At 44.5% G+C, this 21,668-nt stretch carries 16 protein-coding genes; 10 read left to right on the forward strand and 6 right to left on the reverse strand.

Going from position 1 to position 21,668, the window contains the following annotated elements:
• Positions 1 to 318 precede the first annotated feature (318 nt).
• Together ABWT76_RS14645 and ABWT76_RS14650 are read right to left on the reverse strand one after the other, a co-directional pair.
• On the reverse strand, positions 319 to 621 hold the full coding sequence (locus ABWT76_RS14645; RefSeq protein WP_072160652.1) for a hypothetical protein: 303 nt from the start codon (positions 619 to 621) through the stop codon (positions 319 to 321).
• A 418-nt stretch (positions 622 to 1,039) separates the two neighbouring features.
• The gene (locus tag ABWT76_RS14650; RefSeq protein ID WP_054464925.1) at positions 1,040 to 1,708 is read right to left on the reverse strand and encodes a hypothetical protein; all 669 of its coding nucleotides are present in this window, start codon (positions 1,706 to 1,708) and stop codon (positions 1,040 to 1,042) included.
• A 412-nt stretch (positions 1,709 to 2,120) separates the two neighbouring features.
• Between ABWT76_RS14650 and ABWT76_RS14655 the strand changes: the two genes are divergently transcribed.
• From ABWT76_RS14655 to ABWT76_RS14665, 3 genes are all read left to right on the forward strand, one after another.
• The gene (locus tag ABWT76_RS14655; protein WP_054464923.1) at positions 2,121 to 3,290 is read left to right on the forward strand and encodes an AAA family ATPase; all 1,170 of its coding nucleotides are present in this window, start codon (positions 2,121 to 2,123) and stop codon (positions 3,288 to 3,290) included.
• Positions 3,287 to 3,721, forward strand: a complete 435-nt coding sequence (locus ABWT76_RS14660) for a hypothetical protein (protein ID WP_054464922.1) — start codon at positions 3,287 to 3,289, stop codon at positions 3,719 to 3,721. The genes ABWT76_RS14655 and ABWT76_RS14660 overlap by 4 nt, the downstream gene beginning before the upstream one ends.
• A 205-nt stretch (positions 3,722 to 3,926) precedes the next feature.
• Positions 3,927 to 4,865, forward strand: coding sequence for an NAD-dependent epimerase/dehydratase family protein (locus ABWT76_RS14665; protein ID WP_054464921.1), 939 nt, complete (start codon positions 3,927 to 3,929; stop codon positions 4,863 to 4,865).
• Between the two features lie 78 nt (positions 4,866 to 4,943).
• Here ABWT76_RS14665 and pgsA read toward each other — a convergent pair whose 3' ends face one another.
• The 4 genes from pgsA to ABWT76_RS14685 all read right to left on the reverse strand — a co-directional run bounded on the left by pgsA (position 4,944) and on the right by ABWT76_RS14685 (position 10,984).
• Entirely contained in the window at positions 4,944 to 5,477 is a 534-nt protein-coding gene (pgsA, locus tag ABWT76_RS14670) for a CDP-diacylglycerol--glycerol-3-phosphate 3-phosphatidyltransferase (protein WP_354636417.1), read from the reverse strand.
• Positions 5,478 to 5,640: 163 nt separating this feature from the next.
• Positions 5,641 to 6,429, reverse strand: a complete 789-nt coding sequence (locus ABWT76_RS14675; protein ID WP_190877645.1) for a sugar transferase — start codon at positions 6,427 to 6,429, stop codon at positions 5,641 to 5,643.
• Positions 6,430 to 7,094: 665 nt separating this feature from the next.
• Positions 7,095 to 10,439, reverse strand: coding sequence for a hypothetical protein (locus tag ABWT76_RS14680; protein ID WP_354636325.1), 3,345 nt, complete (start codon positions 10,437 to 10,439; stop codon positions 7,095 to 7,097).
• A gap of 410 nt (positions 10,440 to 10,849) precedes the next feature.
• Entirely contained in the window at positions 10,850 to 10,984 is a 135-nt protein-coding gene (locus ABWT76_RS14685) for a hypothetical protein (RefSeq protein ID WP_255353149.1), read from the reverse strand.
• 334 nt (positions 10,985 to 11,318) lie between these two features.
• Here ABWT76_RS14685 and ABWT76_RS14690 point away from each other — a divergent pair, with 334 nt between their 5' ends.
• The 7 genes from ABWT76_RS14690 (at position 11,319) to ABWT76_RS14720 (ending at position 21,495) form a co-directional block, all read left to right on the forward strand.
• On the forward strand, positions 11,319 to 12,029 hold the full coding sequence (locus ABWT76_RS14690) for a Crp/Fnr family transcriptional regulator (RefSeq protein ID WP_054464917.1): 711 nt from the start codon (positions 11,319 to 11,321) through the stop codon (positions 12,027 to 12,029).
• A gap of 526 nt (positions 12,030 to 12,555) precedes the next feature.
• Positions 12,556 to 13,047 carry a universal stress protein gene (locus ABWT76_RS14695; RefSeq protein WP_354636326.1) on the forward strand — a complete coding sequence of 164 codons (492 nt, stop codon included), beginning with the start codon at positions 12,556 to 12,558 and terminating at the stop codon, positions 13,045 to 13,047.
• Positions 13,048 to 13,219: 172 nt separating this feature from the next.
• Positions 13,220 to 14,002 (forward strand): DUF2232 domain-containing protein, encoded by a 783-nt coding sequence (locus ABWT76_RS14700; RefSeq protein ID WP_054464915.1) that lies wholly within the window; start codon positions 13,220 to 13,222, stop codon positions 14,000 to 14,002.
• A gap of 313 nt (positions 14,003 to 14,315) precedes the next feature.
• Positions 14,316 to 15,446, forward strand: a complete 1,131-nt coding sequence (gene cobT, locus ABWT76_RS14705; RefSeq protein WP_354636327.1) for a nicotinate mononucleotide-dependent phosphoribosyltransferase CobT — start codon at positions 14,316 to 14,318, stop codon at positions 15,444 to 15,446.
• Between the two features lie 36 nt (positions 15,447 to 15,482).
• Positions 15,483 to 16,664: a trypsin-like peptidase domain-containing protein gene (locus ABWT76_RS14710; RefSeq protein WP_354636328.1), complete on the forward strand. Its 1,182-nt coding sequence runs from the start codon at positions 15,483 to 15,485 to the stop codon at positions 16,662 to 16,664.
• 712 nt (positions 16,665 to 17,376) lie between these two features.
• Entirely contained in the window at positions 17,377 to 18,312 is a 936-nt protein-coding gene (locus ABWT76_RS14715; protein ID WP_354636329.1) for a COP23 domain-containing protein, read from the forward strand.
• A 294-nt stretch (positions 18,313 to 18,606) separates the two neighbouring features.
• On the forward strand, positions 18,607 to 21,495 hold the full coding sequence (locus ABWT76_RS14720; RefSeq protein ID WP_354636330.1) for a tetratricopeptide repeat protein: 2,889 nt from the start codon (positions 18,607 to 18,609) through the stop codon (positions 21,493 to 21,495).
• The last annotated feature ends 173 nt before the right edge of the window (positions 21,496 to 21,668 follow it).

The raw sequence follows: 21,668 nt of genomic DNA on the forward strand, positions 1-21,668 counted from the left end.
ACTCTGCCATTGTCATTAGTCGGCAAATGGCTTTCTAGAATAAAGACCGATGATTTGCAGAGAGAAGATTTTACCCTTTGATTTTGTCATTATACTCCTATTAATAAAAATCAGCAAGCATTTTTTAAATGACAATTTCTCTCAATCTCAACAAAATGGATTTATTGACTAATTGCTCAGAAGAGAAAACCCCAATTTGCCATAAAAACAAACCGGGTTTCTTGAAGAAATCCGGTTTCTCAGGTTTTTTATTCTGACTCTATCTCTCAGAAAGAATTTGCACCCAATAGATTTGTATGATTGGGTTAATGCCGACCTCTATGGGGATATCTCTGAGGAAATATGCGGCACTCCGGTTTGAGTTTCAGACCAAGAAGGAGGAAACTTGGCCTCGATTTTTGAATAGGGAAAATCTGATGACTGTGAAGCAGCTAAAAATGGTTTAATTAAGTTTTTCAGCACAGGTCGGCCAAATTTAATCATGGCTGGCAAAGCCACAGTGCCAAAGGCGATCGCACCTAGTCCGAACAAGGCAGCAGAATTATTATTTCCCGGTGGATCTTCCACAATTTCTCTGAGATGAAAACTCAAAACCGACTTATCCAAATGAACCAATGACATTTGTAATGACCTCCATATTTGGCGTGCTTGGCGTTTAGATCGGTTCAGATTTACTGAGTATTTTACAGCGGTTTTGAAATTCATAAACCACAGACAACTTATGTAAAATATTTATGTAGAGGCGAATCGCGAATCGCCTCTACAGGGGGCTGTGGTTTACTCGCAGCAGATTTGCGCTGTAAACTGAATCTGAACCAATAAATCGGTAAACTTTTTTTATGGTTAAGTAAAAGGTAAAAACTCCTTGATGAGTTATTTTTTAGCGGATGGGCAATACACGATCACTTGGTATTGCCTAAAAAAACAAATTCTATCAAATTTTTGCAGCAGCCAGACGAGAGCCATTTCCGTCAAAAAATAATGATGATTCATCAATTTTTTTCGGCTATGATGGAGTCGATCTGCTAATCGGTTTGTCTCATTCAACAATAAATTCAGTCTGAGTCAGCAGGCGAACGCCCAAAGACATTTTCACCTGCCAAGTCCCTGGTTTTGCCTTCTCGCCCAATTGGTAAGAACAAGCACTTATCCAAACATTATGATTAATCAGTTTTGTTTGATAGAGGTTTTGATGTACGACTTGACCTGTGGGGTCAATCCAATCACAACTGAGTGATAATTTCTTATCTTTGGGGGGGTTTTGCAAGGTCACGCGGTAGTAGAGGTGGGGACGTTCTTGACGATTAAAAACAACAAAGTAGTTGCCATAATCATTGGACAAGATGATCCGAGTCTTAGACGGTGGGGGATGAGCAATTCGATTGGCGATCGCCTCTTTCCGGTCATTAACCCAAATGATACTGGATATCATCGCCCCCACTAATCCTACCTGTGCAATTGCGGCCATTCCGCGCAGCAGATCCGCAAAGGGAATCGCCAAACTGGGTTTTTGGCCTTTTCTCGCGACGGGTAAGGCTTCTCGGCGTTCGATCAAGACCCGGACGCGATCGACTAACCGATAAGGAAGGGGCAATTCTGGCCAGATATCCTTGACTTCTTCCCAGTCTAGTTCTCGGCCATCGTGAGACAGTGGTTCCACTGCGACGATCGATCGGGCTACTGGGGATGCTGTAAGTTTTTGATTCATGGCCCAATGTTGAATCCCGTTCTTTTTATTGTAGCGGTTTTGACAGATTTTTTAACTTTTTTATCGATCAAACGAGAGGAGCCACAGGTGCGATCGGGTCGGAGCGGTTCAGAGGGTCAGGGAGGGATCGATTACGAAATCAGAAATTTTTCAAAAATTATTTCAAAAAAAGCTATAATAAAAAACTATATTAAACTCAAGTTTTAATTTCAATAAACTTAAAAAAATACTAGAATAATATCTAAAGTTATTTTTTAGGCAAAAAAATTATGATTTTTATGTAAAATATGACGCAGTTATGGCGATAACCTTAGCAATAGCAATGGAATAATAGATCGTCAAAAATAACAATAGTCTTATTTTTACTTTTTTTGGTATTAATTTAAATAATTAATCTTAAAACATAAGAAATATGCAGCAATTTTCTATAACCAATCTAGGCCAAATCAAAAAAGCCGATATCACCTTTGGGTATCTCACCCTGTTGGTCGGGCCACAAGCTACGGGCAAAAGTATTTTATTACAATCCATAAAACTAGCGATCGATAGTGGATATATTGTTAATAACATCAAAGCAAATGGATATGAATGGGAATCAGATACCGGAAATAACCATGAAAATATTGGCAATTTTATTGACTTTTATTTTGGCGAAGGAATGCGTAGTATTTGGGGCAGAGAGACTAATTGTTGTTTAGATCGACAATCTATTAATATTGCGGATTTATTAAAAAGTAAAATTGAGCCAAAAGAAAAGCTGTTTTATATGCCAGCACAGCGGGTACTCACCCTGGACAATGGATGGCCTAGATCGTTTCTTAGCTTTGAAATTGGCGATCCTTATGTGGTGAGAAATTTTAGCGAGCATCTCCGGCTATTGATGCAAAAAGATTGGGGAAATCAAGGCAGTCCTATTTTTCCCCAAAAAGGTCTATTAAAACAATATCTGAGTGAAGCCTTAGATCGGAGTATTTTTCACGGTGCTCAGGTAAAAATTACTACGATTAGAATGCGTAAACGCATTCTACTTAATCTGCAAGGTAATACTCTATCTTTCATGGCATGGTCGGCTGGACAACGAGAATTTATGCCGTTACTTTTGGGCTTTTACTGGCTGATGCCGAAATCACCGCCGTGGAAAAAATCCAACATCGATTGGGTGGTGATAGAAGAACCAGAAATGGAGTTGCATCCCGAAGCAATTTTATCGGTAATTATGATGTGCTTGGAACTGCTACATCGAGGATATCGGGTGATCGTTTCGACTCACTCTCCGATTTTATTGGAAGCAGTTTGGGCAATTCGCTGCTTCCAGGAAGAAAATTATCAGAGTGAATATTTTTATAAACTGTTTGATGTAAACGAGTCTTTAGAGTTGACGATATTATTTGATGATATCGTTAAAAACAAGCAGTTTTTTACTTACTATTTTCAACAGGAAAAAACCGGGGTTTTTGTGAGAGATATTTCATCGTTAGATCCTTTCGCCAATGACTCGGCGATCGCGAATTGGGGTGGCTTGACCAGCTTTAGTAGTCAAGTCTCTGATGTGGTGTCACAAGCAATTCAGGAGAAAGCATGAGTTTTACAGAAGCTATCAAGAATAATCCTCTGTTAGCAAATTACTTAAAAAGTGGATTAAAAGCTCTAGGTTCTAATAGCAGTAAAGTCAAACCTGAAGATACTAAAAAATGTGAAGGCCGCGTCGATATTGATATGGCACTTCAATCAAAATATCCCAACGAACCCCGCTGGGACTATGCAATTGGATATGACGGTAAAACCCATTTTATCGAAGTACATCCTGCGGATACCAGTGAAGTTCAGTCAGTTCTGAATAAGCTTCATTGGTTAAAAAATTTTTTGAGTCAAGATGCTCCTCAATTAAATCAAGAACCAAAGAGTTTTCACTGGGTTGCCTCTAGTGGCAACCACATATTACCAAACAGTTCTCAAGCAAGGAAGTTAGCTAAATCAGGGATTAAGGTGATTGGACAACTTACTCTATCTTAATTTTTTGTTACTTATTACGCATTTGTCATAAAAGCGACGACAACTCACGAATCACCCATAACCGTCAACCAAACTAAATCATTGAAACATCCTAGGCATCAAATATCGGGTCTGGTTGCAAAATTACTGTAAGATGATAAGTTTGTAGTCATCGGCAAATGACCCGGAAATCATCTAATTATTTGGAGTATTGGGAGAAAGTTTTATGCGAATTCTAATTATGGGTGGCACCCGATTTATTGGGGTTTATTTAACAAAAATCTTGGTAGAAAAAGGCCATGAAGTTGTGTTATTTAATCGCGGCAAAAAACCCGCCCCGGTGGAAGGGGTGCAGCAAATTCACGGAGATCGCACCGACCCAGAACAGATCAAAACCAAATTAGCCCATGAAAGTTTTGATGCGATTTTTGATAACAATGGCCGCGAACTCAGCGATACCCAACCCTTAGCAGAAATTTTCCAAGGCAAGGTGAAACATTTTGTCTATGTCAGTTCGGCGGGAGTTTATCTTAAATCCGATCAAATGCCCCATGTGGAAGGGGATGCGGTCGATCCAAAAAGTCGTCACAAGGGCAAATTTGAAACGGAAAGTTATCTGGAAAAACAAGGACTTCCGTTTACTTCCATTCGCCCAGTTTATATTTACGGCCCGCAAAACTATAACCCTCTAGAAGCCTGGTTTTTTGACCGCATTATGCGCGATCGCCCCATCCCTATTCCCGGCAACGGAATGCACATCACCCAACTCGGTCACTGCCAAGACCTTGCCAATGCAATGGCAGCAGTTCTGGGTAACTCCCAAGCGATCGGTCAAATTTATAACATCTCTGGCGATCGCTGTGTCACCTTTGACGGACTAGCCCGTGCTTGTGCGGCGGCGGCAGGAAAATCTCCTGACTCGATTCAAATTGTCCATTACGATCCAAAACAATTTGACTTTGGCAAACAGAAAGCTTTCCCCATGCGGGTGCAGCACTTTTTTACCGACATTCACAAAGCCAAGCAAGAACTCAACTGGCAACCTGAATTTGATTTAGTTTCCGGTCTGCGAGACTCTTTGGAAACAGATTATCTGGCAAAAGGTCAAGACAAAGCGGAAATAGATTTCAGCCTTGACGATCAAATTCTGGCAGCCGTTAAGTAATTATATTTGTTGTTGGTTGTTGGTTGTTGGTTGTTGGTTGGCATTAATTGATAATTGATAATTATCAATTATCAATTATCAATTAACTGATGAAGTAGATGGGCTTTTTTGTGGCCATAAATAGATCAGACCGGAAATTAGGGTAAGTCCGACGGATACCCAGAAGGCGATCGCGCCGATAGAATTCCAAGAGTCAATGGGAATCATTAATAAGGTGATCGCCACGATTTGAGAAACCGTTTTCAACTTGCCCCAAAAATTCGCCCCGGCGATCGGGCCGCTGAGACTGGAGTTAACCCGCCAACCGGTGATCGTCAACTCCCGCGCCAAAATCACAAACACCCCCCAAGCGGGCAAATCATTCCATTCAATAAATACCAGCAGTGGTGCTAACACCAACAACTTATCCACCAACGGATCTAAAAATTTACCCAACTCAGTGACTTGGTTGAGCTTTCGTGCCAAATAACCATCCAACCAGTCCGTCCCGGCAGCCACCAGAAAAATTCCCAGACAGATCCATTGAGACGTGGGGGTGGGATCGTGCAAACCGTAAAGCAAAAAAGGCACCGCCAAAAGACGGGAAAAAGAAATGGTGTTCGGCAGATTAATAGACACTTGGCAAAAATAAAGAAATTAATCAAAAACAACAAAAACAAAAAATTAAGGGGCAAGCCCGAAGAACAGCCCCTACGTTATCACTTTTTCTCAACGATGAAATTTTTAGAAATAAATCTTTAGAGATAAATCTTTGCTTGAATAAGTAGGGACGATTTTAGTAAGCCCCGTCTTTATTTAAAACCACCACTAGAGTTTTGACAATTAGCCCAATATCGTAGAACACCGACCATTTGTGCTGGTAGTCCAGATCCATTCTGACCACCTCTTCAAAATCTTTTACCGAAGAACGTCCGTGGGTTTGCCACTCACCAGTGATTCCTGGTTTCACATCCAAACGTCGCCAATGATGGGGTTGATATTGACTCACTTCATCCAGAGTCGGGGGACGAGTTCCCACCAAACTCATATCACCCATCAGTACATTCCAGAACTGTGGGAACTCATCTAAGCTAGTGCGACGCAGAAAACGACCCACCTTGGTAATTCTAGGGTCATCAGTATTTTTAAAGATGAGTCCTTTGGCTTGATTTTCTACTACATGCTTGAGTTTATCAGCATTGACGACCATTGACCGGAATTTCCACACTCGGAAACGGCGACCTTTATAGCCACAACGGACTTGACTGTAAAGAATCGGGCCTGGATCGTCGATTTGGATGGCGATCGCCAAAGGTATCAGTATAATTGCGGTAATAGTTAGACCCACCAAAGCGCCGACAATATCGATGAAACGCTTGATTTGACTATTCACTGACTGATGCACCTCGCCGATTGCCGGATCGCACGGAAGTCCTTTGTCAAAAAGAAATGACTTTAGAGATACCGGAGTAAGTATTTTTGAACTTGTAATCACGGCTAAAACCCAATCCTTTAGATATTCTTGTTCCTGGTTGTTGCCAATATATCCGTATTTTTTCGGATTCCACCCTGTTTTTGCAGACATTTTACTGAATCTTTATAAATCCACGGAAGTTTTTTAAATTTTTTAAGAACTTGTCTGATGGCTAGTATTTTTTTTGATTACTTGTGTTATATTCGTAAGTTTTTGTTTTTCTTTTTTTACCAAAAAATAAGTAAAATTATCAAGATTGTTTATGCCTCCTAGGTCAGATCGGTTTTTTCTATGGAAACCTAGATAATTAATGACATCCATAAGGAATCTGAAGAATTATGAGAATTTTCAGGCTTCCCATCCGATCGCAAAAATTTGTTTCCTTTGTCTTTTTTGACTCTTCTGCCGGAGATTTAAAACCCGTTAATCAAGAAAGACCAAACAATATTTAATCCGTACAAAAACTTAATATCATCCTAGCCATCCGCAAATTCTCGCATATGGCACCAATGAGATGGCCAAAAAATCTCCGTATAAATCAGCGTAAATACTGAGACAAAAGCAAGACAAAAGTCAACGCCTAACCGCGAGGGTCTCCAGGATGACTTGACTTGACTAGATCAAACCGCAATTGCCAGTGGGAATGTTGCCAAATTGGCAGAATTTTACAAAAATTTATGATGGAAATTCGCAATCATCTTCAGCTACTCCGTAATCATACGGATGACTGGCCTCTGGTCAAATGTTCGGGAACAAAATGTCCCCACCAGGTGGTTTTACCCAAACAAGTCTTCATCAGAAGGAATTGAAGTCATCGAAGTGAGATCGCTCAATTGGGCAAAAAAGTCATCTAGGTTTGATTTGGAGGATTCGTCTGATTCGAGATTAAGCTCAGAATTTGGCTCCGAGATCCAACGGTCAATATCTGAGAAATCCTGATTCCCAGAATCATTCAATGTTTCATTCTGTGAAGTTTCTGTGGAAAGATCCAATCCGGCAAAGAAATTATCAATACTGGAATTGATCTCATCGACGGGTTCGGGTTGTGCCGGAGCGATCGCTGAGGGTGATGGGTTAACATCGCCGATTTCTAGCCAATCCTCTGAATCGGAGGATGTGGTCGGCGCTGGACTAGCGGCGATCAACTGGGTAAAAACCTCATCGAGGGTCAGGTCATTAATTGATGACTCTGGTAAAGAAACTGGAGGACTGGAAACCTTTTGAACCGTCTTGACCGCCTGACCGGAAATGACCGCTGGGGGTTTTGTCCGATTGACATTCGGCGTTTTAATCGGCTGTGTTTTGTTTTGAGGTAAAGCAGTGGGTTGAGGTGGAGTAGTGGGTTGAGGTAAAGCAGTGGGTTCTTCGGTGATAAAGTCAGCAAAAATATCCTCTTGATCCGCCACTTGATCGGCCACTTGATCCGCCGCTTGATCCACCGCTGTTGCTAGTTCAATATTTTTTTGGGGTGGCAGGGTGACGGCTTGGCTGGGGTAAGGAGTGGGTTCTTCGCTGATGAAGTCAGCAAAAATATCCTCTTGATCGGCCACTTGATCGGCCACTTGATCCGCCGCTGGTTCCGCCGCTGTTGCCGGGGATACAGCTTCGAGGCGGATGATTTTGACTGGGGCTACGGCTGGGGCTGCGGTTGGTGTCGTTACGGCTGGTGTCGGTGGTTGCTTGGAGGTGGGAGTGGGTTCTTCGGTGATAAAGTCAGCAAAAATATCCTCTTGATCGACCACTTGATCGGCCACTTGATCGGCCACTTGATCTTGATCGCCCACTTGATCCGCCGCTTGATCCACCGCTGTTGCTAGTTCAATATTTTTTTGGGGTGGCAGGGTGACGGCTTGGCTGGGGTAAGGAGTGGGTTCTTCGCTGATGAAGTCAGCAAAAATATCCTCTTGATCGGCCACTTGATCGGCCACTTGATCCGCCGCTGGTTCCGCCGCTGTTGCCGGGGATACAGCTTCGAGGCGGATGATTTTGACTGGGGCTACGGCTGGGGCTGCGGTTGGTGTCGTTGCGGCTGGTGTCGGTGGTTGCTTGGAAGGGGGAGTGGGTTCTTCGGTGATAAAGTCAGCAAAAATATCCTCTTGATCCGCCACTTGATCCGCCGCTTGATCGGCCACTTGATCTTGATCGCCCACTTGATCCGCCGCTTGATCCACCGCTGTTGCTAGTTCAATATTTTTTTGGGGTGGCAGGGTGACGGCTTGGCTGGGGTAAGGAGTGGGTTCTTCGCTGATGAAGTCAGCAAAAATATCCTCTTGATCGGCCACTTGATCCGCCACTTGATCCGCCGCTGGTTCCGCCGCTGTTGCCGGGGATACAGCTTCGAGGCGGATGATTTTGACTGGGGCTACGGCTGGGGCTGCGGTTGGTGTCGTTGCGGCTGGTGTCGGTGGTTGCTTGGAAGGGGGAGTGACCGGAGAATCTATTTCTGGGGATAATGTGATGCGATCGCCTTCGCCCATAGATGGTTCGGAAATATCTTCTCCCCAACCCCAGTTTTCCCCAGTGGGGCTGGTTAATTCTACTGAATCCGCTGCATCGAAATTTGAGTCAAGCTTCTCATCTTCTTGGATTTGTAAATTCAGCAAATCCTCACTTAATTGTTGTATAATATTGGTATCAATTGCCAATTCTGTTGTTGACTTTTCCTTCAGTGGTTCTTCGGTGCCTAATAAATTTTCTTGAGGCGATGAGACATAGCTATCTTGAATGCTCAAGTCTGAGGTTAATTCTGAAGTTAATTCAGAGGTTAATTCTGAAGTTAATTCAGATAAATCTTTGCTCACAAATGATTCAGAAGAAAATTCTTCCGCTAAATCTATTTCCGAGATTATTTCGCTGATATTTTGCAGAGAACGGACTACTTCTGGGGATGCCAAAGACTCTCGAACTGTTGAATCGATGACCTGTGAATTATCAGAAACATTCAGATTAATATCATCTGAATCAATATCAGTTGAATCAATATTATCATCTTCTGAATTAAGCTCATCATAATTCTCAAAAACACTCAGGTCGATATCGCGGCGATCGCTATCCCTGTTTTGAGTATCTTCTAGCAAATCATATGTTTCCCGATCGCCTAAATTATTTGGCGCAGAAGTGGAGATAAGTTCCGAGAAAATTTCTGGTTTGCTGGGGGAAAGCAGAGACGCTGGAGGATTTTTTGTTGATTCGGCTTCCGGGGATTTTGTCGCTTCTTTTTCCTCAGTTAACTTCAGAGAGGGTTGTAAATATGTAGAAGATGTGGAAGATTCTTGACCAAGTTGTTCAGCAAGTTGATACACCAATTGGCTCAAAATCACTTCGTTGCGCTGCCCTAAACGGTGCATTTTTTCTAACTCTTGTAACAAAGAATCTTGATACGCATGAACATTTCTTTGCACGGCCTCAAAAATAACTCGGAGATTTTTATCCAAAGAAATGAGTAACTGATCGGACTGCGATTGTAGCATTCTCAGGTGTTCCAGACGCTCTTGGGGATCCAAAAGTCGCTCTCCCATTGATGAGCGAGGATCTCCGGGGAGCGTGCCTCTGCCAACGCGATCTCTCGACTCATAAGCTAATGCCTGGGACTCGATATGAGAGAGAAACTGAGTCACTGATTGGGTCAAGTTCTCCTGTAATCGACCCATCAGCACGTGCAAAAATTCTGAAATAATTTTTTGTTGATTCGCCTGTTGTTGCGCCAGAGAATAATCATGGTGTCGGCGCAGTTCTAGCTCTTGGATTTCTTTGAGCAGACTGTCCCTTTGCTCTTGCAACGCCGTCAAATCCGCGACCATTGGCTGCATTAGCTGAGTCCGCAGGGTAAACATTTCCCCCGCCAAGGCTTGCCAAGCGGCGGTAGCCTGATTTTGTCCGGTCATAGACACCGCAGAGTTGGCATCTGCGGGAACCACTATGGATCCTGCTGCGGCTGAATCCTGAGACGAGGTGGCATTAACCTGGTTTTTTTGCTCCAAGTTGACCAGAAAATTTCGCACTCGCTCTAAAATTTGTCGAGTATCTCCTGACATCCACCATGCCATACGGGAACTCATTTTTCTTAGGACTCCATCAATGTCGGTAATCAGTGCTTGGAGTTGGTCGCGCTCGGAATTCATGGGAAGAACCTCTTGCTAGAAAGTTCATGGAGAGAACCCAGCCTAAGCATTCAGAAAATCACGATTTTTCTCTTGGCCTAGTTGGGATGGGCTATAAGATGGGTGATAAACGGTGGATTCTGGTGAAGGCCAAAATCCCTGATCTTCACTATCCTACCCTGACACATTCATTTAAGGGTAGTCCTAAAAAATTATCTATGTTGAGGGCAAACCCTACCAAGCCAAACCCACCGCCCGAGAAAATAAATCATTCTGTGCCACATCTATCTGCCGTTTCCAGTACATAGCAGGTACGGATATCTTGATGATCGCAGTATAGAAATTCAACATACACAGACTAACTATAGCTATAGACTACTATGATTACGGTGGGAGATGCAGCAAAAAGCATCTTCTGATTCCTTGGCGAATTATCGATTAGCTCCTTGAATGCCCGATCGCGTTAGCGTCCCGGAGAAAACCAGGGTCGATCGCATAATTCGGCGATCGCTCAGGTACAGAAACTTGGGTTCAACTGGCTCTAGGATTGGACAGGAATTTGCCATAAACTTGGTACTTGAGAAATCGCGATCGCTCGCTCATTGTAGTTGATTGTGATTTCGTTATTGGTGATTTCGTTCTTGATTGCAGCCATGAAAGAGTCAGCAAAAATCGAACATCCCTGTTTGATTACCATTTGATGTTCCACTCTTTTGCTCTCAGGGGGATGACTATTGCTCCTTATGGTTGTTCCGTGGCGACGAGCAGAGGAGTCAGTAATGAACATCTCCCATGACATCTCTGCCTCCGTGATTGCCTCCGGCACTTCGCCAGCCGAGTGGTTTGCTATCTATAAAACAAATTTACTTATCCCAGTGTGTTAACTCTTAGGATGACTTCATGGACAATCAATATAGCAGTTTGCGAGATATCGATCCCAAGATCGATAAATTAATTCGGGCAACGCCTTTTTTTACCGGCTTACCAGAGCCGATTGTCGAAAGAGCAACCATTCATATTGTCAGTAGGACTCATCCCCCCAACCAGGTGATATTGCTGGAAAATGACTGGGGCGGTTCGGTGTATTTCGTTTTAGATGGTTGGGTGAAAATTCGCACTTATAATTTAGATGGTAAAGAAATAACCCTGAATATTTTGGGGCCGGGAGAACTCTTTGGCGAAATGGCGGCATTGGATGAAGTACCCCGTTCTACGGATGTGATTACTTTGGCTCCAACTACCATTGGCAATATGCCTGCCCAGGATTTTGTCCAATTAATTCATACGGAACCTTTGGCCGGAATTCGCTTGGCTCAGTTAATGGGACGAAGATTGCGACAAGTCAACCGTCGCTTGCGCTTGCGAGAGTCCGATAGTACCTCACGAGTGGCAGATATTTTATTGTTTTTAGCCGATGGTCAAGGACAACAATCGGATTCCGGGATCGAAATTCCCAATTTACCTCACCGGGAGTTAAGTAGTTTGAGTGGACTGGCACGAGAAACTGTGACCAGAGTTTTGAGTAAGCTGGAAAAACGCGGCTTGATTCAGCGCGATCGCGACATCCTTTGCATTCCCGATTTAAATGCTTTAGAACGCTTGCTGGTTTAATCCACGCCAATTATTTTCTTTCCAATCAGCCTTATTTCCCGATCTGGCTCGGCAGCCGAAACACCCACCCCCAGAACGGGTGGGACATTTCATCGGTTTCAAGGAGCAGCTACAGCGAACCGGGCTTCTGACTGGAAGCCCCAAGGAATTGTCAAGTTTTGCTGCGAAAATCTCTATTGGCGCTGTAATTGAGTTAAGTTATTAGTGTGAATCATTCCTGAAGAATTTTTAACAGATATGCTTAGTTATCCTCCGCCTGCTCATCGCTTAAAGAGATCCAGGGGTGAGGTTGTTTTATTTTTTTCTAGTTAACTCTAGTTAACTCTAGTTAACTCTAGTTAATCCTAGTTAATCCTAGTTAATCCTAGTTAATCCTAGTTAATTTTAGTTAATTTTAGTTAATTTTAGTTAATTCTAGTTAATTCTAGTTAATTCTAGTTAATTTTAGTTAAAAATTCTACTGGATTCTCTCTGAACTTGCTGATTACAACTGACAAAAAAACTTCAAGCATCAGGAGATTTACCCATGTCTTTTCAAAAAATTGTGCTGGCGATCGATGATTCTAAATTCAGCGAAGATATCTTAAAACAAGGCTTAGAAATCGCGAAAATTCATCAAGCTGAATTGATGTTATTTCGTTGTATTCCCCATAATGATGTCCAAGTAATTAATTCCGTTCCTTATGAAATGGGATTAGGTATTGAAGACATTAATTACAACTACCGACAACAACAAGACCGTGTGATTCAAAGCACTCAAGAAACTCTGGAAAAACTCAAATATCGGTGCGAACAGGCTACAAATCACGAACTGAATATTTCATATCGATACAAAATTGGCGAACCCGGTTACTCTATTTGTGAAACCGCTCAAGAATGGTCAGCGTCGATGATTATTATTGGCAGAAAAGGTCATAGTGCCTTGGTAGAAGCCTTGATCGGCAGCGTCAGTAACTATGTGATCCATCATGCCCAATGTGCTGTTCTGGTGATTGAACCTACTAAACTCTCTGCATAGTCTCAAGGATTGGGAATATATGGGAATAGAAATGTCTGGTTCATATTTCTAGGTTGGTTTTGACCGTCGCTGAGGAATTTTTGATACATTAGTCTGGTCGGCGATCTGACGAATTTCTGTTGATTTTTTGTTTTACTTAATTTTCTGCTTTAATTGATGGCTGTTTTTTTGCATGATTAATTATCCTGAAGATGGCACAACCTCTGGTGATGCCAATTCCCCAGAACGGGAAAATCTCTTTAACTCTAATCCCACTAATGCTCCTCAGTCTAATCCGGGTAGCGTTGGTGGGCTTTCTATTGACCCTGGCAACTCCGTCCCTCGGTCACGGCGAAAAGGTCAAGCCCCTTTAAGCATGGTGGAAACCGCTTTTTTGGCCAGTACCTCTAGTTTAATTTGGCTGATTAATTACTATTTTCCTTTGGGCCCGCTGTTGCGGATCTTTTTCCCCATTCCCATTGCTTTGGTTTATTTGCGCTGGGGTCAGCGATCGGCCTGGATGTCCGCTTTGGTTTCTGGACTGTTACTCTCTGTGTTGATGGGGCCAACCCGCAGTATTTTATTTGTGATGCCTTATGGGTTATTAGGGGTGTTGCTGGGTTGGTTGTGGCGACGGGCTGCCACCTGGGAAGCTTCTATTTGGATGGGTACTTTGGTGGGTTCTTTTGGCTTCTTTTTTCGGGTTTGGTTGCTCTCTGTATTATTGGGTGAAGATTTATGGGTGTATTTGACTACCCAAATGACCCAATTGGTTGATTGGATTTTTCTGCGCTTGGGTTTACTGGCACAGCCAAGTTTATATATTATTCAAGCTTTGGCGGTGTTTATGGTGATTCTGAATAATTTGATTTATCTGTTTGCGGTTCATTTAACGGCATCGTTGCTATTGGAAAAGTTGGGCAATCCAATTCCTCCTCCACCAAATTGGGTGCAAGTTTTGCTGGATGAAGAATAGGCGATAAAAGAGAAAAGAGGGAAGAGAAAAGAGGGAAGAGAAAAGAGGGAAGAGGGAAGAGGGAAGAGGGAAGAGGGAAGAGGGAAGAGGGAAGAGAAAAGAGAAAAGAGGGAAGAGGGAAGAGGGAAGAGGGAAGAGGGAAGAGGGAAGAGGGAAGAGGGAAGAGGGAATTATATTCTCCCTTCTCTTTCCTCCCTTCTCTTTCCTCCCTTCTCTTTCCTCCCTATATGCGGGAATCCGAGAATTTACATCGGGAAACGAAAAGTGCCATTAATTGTGTTCCGATATTTAGATAAATAAACCAAATGAACTGATGATTAGAATTTATACCGAGAGAAAAAAAGCCAAAAAATGGTTGGAGGTTTATCGTCATTGTCCCCCGGTTTTGGCTTGCGTGTTGGGCTTTACGGAGACGGGGTTGCAGCCCGGAATTTCCGCTGCGGGGGCAACTCCCGCCGATCGCCGCTTTACCGCGATCGCTGATGCGGAGTTTTTATATCACGGGTCACAGGCTAATCCTAAGTATCCCTTGCCACCCCTAGATGCCGGGGCCTCTCCCGTGGTGATTTCTCGCGCTGTGGTGGCAGCCACGCAAATGCCTGTTTATATTTTTAATGCCGGTTTACCATTAGCCCCACCAGTGCCGCATATTGACCTCGGTGGGACTCCTGCCGCTTGTGTGACCACCGGCAACGCTTTGTCTTTGGCTACGGTGAATCATTTATTGAGTCAGGGTCTGAAGTGGGGCAAGCAACTGAGTGATTCTATAGGTGCAGAAGGCCATCACTATGTGATTTTGGGCGAATGCGTGGTTGGCGGTACTACTACGGCTTTGGCGGTGTTGCTGGGATTGGGCTTTGCTGCTGCGGGTAAGGTGAATAGTAGTCATCCCCGTTGCAATCATGGTCAGAAGTTACAAGTTGTTGAGCAAGGTTGGCAACGGTCAGGTCTAAGCGAATCTAAGCGAATTTTTTTGGGCAGGGGTGCAGCCGATCCATTGCGGGTGGTGGCCGCAGTGGGCGATCCCATGCAAGTGGCTGTGGCAGGAATGGCGATCGCGGCTAGTCGTTATGGGGGAGTGATGTTGGCCGGGGGGACGCAAATGCTGGCGGTTTATGCCTTGGCTGAGGCGATCGCGCATACTTATCATCTGTCTTGGCGACCAGAAAATATTGTGGTGGGGACGACCCGGTGGGTCGCCGAAGACCCCACCGGAGATACGGTCGGCTTGGCTTCGTTGGTGGGCAATGTGCCGTTATTGGCGACTACCCTGAGTTTTGCCCAGTCTCGTTATCCCCAGTTGCAAGCTTATGAACGGGGATTTGTTAAGGAAGGGGTGGCAGCGGGTTCTTGTGCGATCGCGGCCCATCTTTGGCAAAATTGGGATCAAGCTTATATGCTGGAGTTAATCGAAAACTTGCTCGATCGCTGTGCCGGGGATTAATTGCATTGGCATAATTGTAATCATAATCGTAGGGACATGGGCGTAACGCCCGTGTCCCTACGGCAATTACCAATCACTAAAATTATGTGGCACAAAATTAGTCTATTAATAATAGCAACTTTACCCTATTTCGGGTTAAATTTTACCGCGATCGCTGCGGATAAAACTGTAGCAAAAGCAAATCATTCGCCTACGGATATTATAGCACAAAATCTAGCCCAAAATAGCGCCGAACAAGAACGAATTAGAATCTATGAACAAGCGAGTCCCGCTGTAGTAATGATTCAAACTAATCGCGGTTCCGGTAGCGGTTTTATTGTGAGCAGCGATGGGTTAATTATTACCAATGCTCATGTGGTGCAAAATGCTACCTCCCCAGTGACAATTGTTTTGGCTAATGAACAAAAAGTGCAAGGGGATATTGTGGGATTTGCTGCTAATGGTTTGGATTTGGCAGCGGTGAAAATTCGCGGGGCTAGTAATTTACCCACCTTGCCTTTAGCTAGTTCTGGATCGATTACCGTCGGACAGTCCGTTTATGCGATCGGTAGTCCTTTCGGTGCAGAATATCGCAATAGTTTTACCGCTGGGATTGTCAGTCGGTATGATGCTCGGCGCGGTTTAATTCAACATGATGCTGCCATTAATCCGGGAAATTCTGGGGGGCCATTGTTGAATTCTCAGGGGCAAGTAATTGGGGTAAATACTTCTATTGCTACTCCAGAAGTTAGGAATGACCAGGGAGCAATTGGGCGGAGTCAGGGCAATATTGGGATTAGTTTTGCGATCGCGATCGACCGACTCCAGCCGTTTTTAGTTGCCTTAAATCAAGGCAATGCTCCTCGTTCTAGCCAGAGACAAGAACCGCGACCCAACAATCAAACTCAAGGCTTACCTTTGAACGGGCAAGCGATTAGCGGACGCTTAGGGCAGGGGGACAACACCTTACCGGACAATAGCTACTATAAAGTCTATGGATTTGAGGGCAAAGCCGGTCAACGAGTAACCATAGAAATGAATAGTCAAGAAATTGACTCCACCTTATTCTTACTCAAACCGGACGGCAGTAAATTGGAACAAAATGATGATATTTCTGCCAGTAATTTTAATGCTCGAATTACCATCACCTTGCCCGAAAGTGGGGCTTACACCGTAATTGCCAATGCCTTTGAACCGGGGGAAAGCGGCAGTTATACCATCAGGGCTACGGCTCAGTAAGAAAGGGCAGGGGGGCAGAGGGGCAGAGGAGCAGGGGAGCAGGGGAGCAGAGGAGCCGCCAATCGAGCCGCCAATCGAGCAGGGGAGCAGAGTCCTCTCGTTCCCAGGCTCTGCCTGGGAATGCTTTCGTAGGGGCGAATGGCCATTCGCCCCTACTGCCTCCTGTTACTTGTTGATGATTGACACACACACGAGGCTCTGCCTCGCTTACTGGGGTTCCCAGGGTCTCCCTGGGAACCAGGGAATCGGGCAACGAACAACCAACAACCAACAACCAACAACCAACAAACAACAATTCTCTTTCCTTTGTGTTCCTTTGTGTCTTTGTGGTTCAAATATGTCTTTGTAATGCAAATACCCCAAAGCATAAATCAGCAAATTTGTCAAGGGGAGCAAAACCAGTCAGCCCAGCCTTAGCCTAAAATTTGTCAAACATTAGGCTGAGAATTAGGGCAAAAAAGAGCTTTAATTACCGTATAATCGGGGTTTTGGCCGTTTTTTTGGCGTATAGGCACAGTAATCCCCAGAATCTTGATATTTAAAAATTAACACAACCCGCATAACTTCGTCAAGCTTTTTGCGAAAATTATCAATAAAATTGTAGTAAATCTTAACAATATCTTGAATTCTTGACTAATTGTTGCTTGTTGTTTGTTGATGGTTGTTTGTTGTTTGTTGATGGTTGTTTGTTGTTTGTTGATGGGTAGGGATTATGCATGTTGTTGGGATTAAGAAACCGGGTTTCTTTCTCGCAATAAACAGTAGGGGCGAATGGCCATTCGCCCCTACATATTCACCACAGAAACCCGGTTTCTCTACCCCCACAGGCAACCCCCAAACCCCCAGAAACCGGGTTTCTTATTCGCAACAAACAGTAGGGGCGAATGGCCATTCGCCCCTACATATCCACCACAGAAACCCGGTTTCTGGGTTGTTTCTGGGTTGGCTGTGGGGGCTGAGAAACCGGGTTTCTGGCTTGCTTGCCACCCTTAACTGTTTGATTCACCAAAGAAACCCGGTTTCTGGGTTCCCACCAACAACCAACAACCAACAACCAACAACCAACAAAAAATCGATATATAATAAGAAAAATACTTATTACAAAAAAATAGCCATGAAGATTAAACTATTCGCTGCAACGATCGCTGCGGCTGCCACTTTGGTAGTTACTAGCAGCGCGGCTATGGGTCAAAGTGGTTCTAACGAAACACAGTTTATTTGCCGCGAGGCTTTTGACCAAGCGACAAATCAAAAAATTCCTACCACCTACGCTTGGACTGAACGGGGCAAAATTGCCGTTGTTCGTTGGACTTCTACTCTGGGGAATGGCGCATGGACTCCCGAACGGCGTTGTCAAGAGGTATCGCCGCGATTTCAGGCCGCTTATGAAAATGGCAGTATTCGCTATCTGACCAATGGCACGGTGAATGGCCAACGGGCGATTTGCACTGCCAGAGAAGAAGGAGGGAGTTGTCAAGATTTGTTACTGACTTTACGGCCTGAAGATAACGCTATGGCGGTATTGCGTCAGCTTAACGATGTTCTCAAAGGTCGCGCTGGGGCAACGCTTCGCCAAAGTGGGCAAGAAGACCAAGTTTATATCCAAGTGGATATTGAGCGGTTTTTGCGGACTGCCCCTGTGGAGTAATTCTGGTCAGAGATATTTTTACCACAAAGACACGAAGGGACACAAAGGGGTTTCTGTTGTTATTTCCTTCGTGTTCCTTTGTGTCTTTGTGGTTTAAAAGATATTTTTACCACAAAGGCACGAAGGGACACAAAGGAAGACAACCAACAACCAACCAACCAACAACAACAGACCTCTTGCAAAATAAATATTTCGACCCCCCCAACCCCCCTTTTTAAGGGGGGCTTTTAGGAATTTTGCAAGAGGTCTAACCAACAACCAACAACCAACAACCAACAACCAACAACGAATGTTATGAAATTCCTGCCTATCCTCGCTTCTATTACTGGCTTGTTAATTCTGCCCGGTGGTGTGGGGTTAAGTTCCCCTCAGCCAGTGGTAGCCCAAGTCACTGATAGAACTACTAACAAAATAGCGCCTTTGACTAATTCCAATCACCCGGTTTATCAAGCAGCTAGGGCAATTACGGTGCGGGTTTTGGTTAAGGATAATCGAGGGTCGGGGGTTTTAATTGCCCAGGAAAACGGGGTTTATACGGTGTTGACTAATGCTCATGTGCTGACTGCGGGGGCACCGTATCGAGTGGAAACCCCCGACGGTCAGGTTTATGAAGCGCAAGAGGCTTTGGTGTCTAGTGTGATTGGGTTGGATGCGGCTTTATTGCAGTTTCGCAGTAGCAAGAGTTATGCCGTGGCTAGGTTAGCTAATACTAATATATCCGTGGGACAGCCGGTGTGGGCTGCGGGTTTTCCTGAAGAGACGGGGAATTTTTTGGTGACAGAGGGACAGTTGTCTCTATTTTCGGCTCGCGCTTTGATTGATGGCTATCAGTTGGGATATAGCAATGAGGTGATTCCCGGTATGAGTGGCGGGCCGTTGCTGAACCAACAGGGTGAGGTAGTTGGGATTAATGGTTTGAGTGCTTATCCGATTTTGGACGATGCTTATACATTTATGGATGGGTCGCAACCTAATGCCGCTCAACGAGAGGAAATGCGGCGGTTAAGTTGGGCCATTCCGGTGCAGTTGGCTTTGGGAATAGCAGGGCAGCAACCGGAACAACGGCAGCAACCGGAACAACGGCAGCAACCGGAACAACGGCAGCAACCTCCAGTGGCACAAGTACCAGAACAGAGGTCTTTTACTGGGGTGGTGGCAAGGGTAGATGCTATTGCCGCACAGATTACGGTGCGAATTGAAGGGGCAAAGGGGCCGGGGTCGGGAGTTATTGTGGCTAGAGATGGGAATACTTATTATGTGGCAACGGCAGCCCATGTGGTGAGCGGACAAGATAGCTACCAAGTGGTGACACCGGACGGGGTGCGATATCCGGTGACAGAGGTGAAGACTCGCGAAGCAATGGACTTGGCAGTGGTGCAGTTTACCAGTCCCCAAGCATATACGGTGGCAACTCTGGCAAATTATCGCATACCCACAGAAGAACGGCGTTGGGTGTTTGTGTCGGGATGGCCTGCTAATCAAGAAAATCGCCGGTTATTGACTGGGGGACTGGTTTTCAGTAAGGAACAAGGGGCGGTATTAGGTCGATATGACGAGTCTTTAGCCCAAAGTCAGGCAAATCCAGAGAATCAAGGGTATGAGTTGGTCTATACCAATATTACTTATAAGGGGATGAGTGGCGGGCCGGTGTTGGATAGTCAAGGACGAGTGATTGGCTTTCATGCGGCTGCGGATGGAGATGCGTTGGCGGAGGTTTACCTGGGTTATAGTTTCGGCGTGCCGGTGAGTACCTTTGTGGGTTTGGCGAAGGGTTTGGGAATGCAGGAGAAGTGGTTGCAGGTAGAAACTACCCCAGTAGCGGTGCTGAGTCAGCCGGAAGATGCTGAAGTCCGGCAGAATTTGTTTGTGACGACGGCGCCTTCGGGAAATGCGGACGAGGGAAAGTGGGTAAATTATGGCAATCAACTCTGGCGGATATGGGAATATGAAGGGGCAGTGCAGGCTTTTGACCAAGCAGTGCAGCGGAAACCAGATTTTTATCAGGCTTGGTATGCTCGCGGTTTGGCTTTGAGAGATTTAAGGAAGTATCCAGAGGCTATTGCTTCTTTTGAGCAGGCGATTAAATATCGAGCCGACTTTTATCCCGCATGGCAGCAAAAAGCATCAGTATTGTCATCTTTAAAGAAGTTCTCCGAAGCTGTCACCGCCATAGACCGGGCTATTGCTGTTAGTACCCAGCAGGGAAGCCCGAATGCGGTGCTTTATTGGGAGAAAGGTTGGTATTTGGAGAATTTAAAGCGGTATGAGGAGGCAGTTGCCGCTTATACCCTGGCAATTGAAATCAAACCTCACCCTTTTGCTTACATCAACCGAGGTGTTGCCTACTACAAACAAGGAAAATTAGACCAGGCGATCGCGGATTATAACCAAGCGATTAGGATTAATCCTGAATATGCCAATGCTTACTACAACCGAGGTCTTGCCTACTACAACCAAGGAAAATTAGACCAGGCGATCGCGGATTATAACCAAGCGATTAAGATTAATCCTGAATATGCCAATGCTTACGTCGGTCGAGGTAATGCCTACTCCGACCAAGGAAAATTAGACCAGGCGATCGCGGATTATAACCAAGCGATTAAGATTAATCCTGAATATGCCGATGCTTACTATAACCGAGGTCTTGCCTACTACAACCAAGGAAAATTAGACCAGGCGATCGCGGATTATAACCAAGCGATTCAGATTAATCCTGAATATGCCCTTGCTTACTATGGTCGAGGTCTTGCCTACTACAACCAAGGAAAATTAGACCAGGCGATCGCGGATTATAACCAAGCGATTCAGATTAATCCTGAAGATGCCGAAGCTTATCATAATCGAGGTCTTGCCTACTACAAACAAGGAAAATTAGACCAGGCGATCGCGGATTATAACCAAGCGATTAAGATTAATCCTGAATATGCCAATGCTTACGTCGGTCGAGGTAATGCCTACTCCGACCAAGGAAAATTAGACCAGGCGATCGCGGATTATAACCAAGCGATTAAGATTAATCCTGAAAATGCTAATGCTTACTATAATCGAGGTCTTGCTTATCGACAACAAGGAAATAATCGTCAAGCCTTAGAGAGTTTTCGTCAATCCGCTGAATTATATCAGCGACAGGGCAAACAAGAAGATTATCAAGATGCTTTAGCAAGAATTCAGGAATTAGAGTAATTGTTGTTGGTTGATTGTTGTTGGTTGATTGTTGTTTGTTGGTGGTTGGTGGGATTAAGAAACCGGGTTTCTTATTGGCAAAAAACAGATAACTTTAATATCCACGACAGAAACCCGGTTTCTGGGTTGTTTCTGGGTTTACTGTGGGGGCAAAGAAACCGGGTTTCTTATTC

The organism is Planktothricoides raciborskii GIHE-MW2 (assembly GCF_040564635.1).
GTDB classification, from domain to species: Bacteria; Cyanobacteriota; Cyanobacteriia; order Cyanobacteriales; family Laspinemataceae; genus Planktothricoides; species Planktothricoides raciborskii.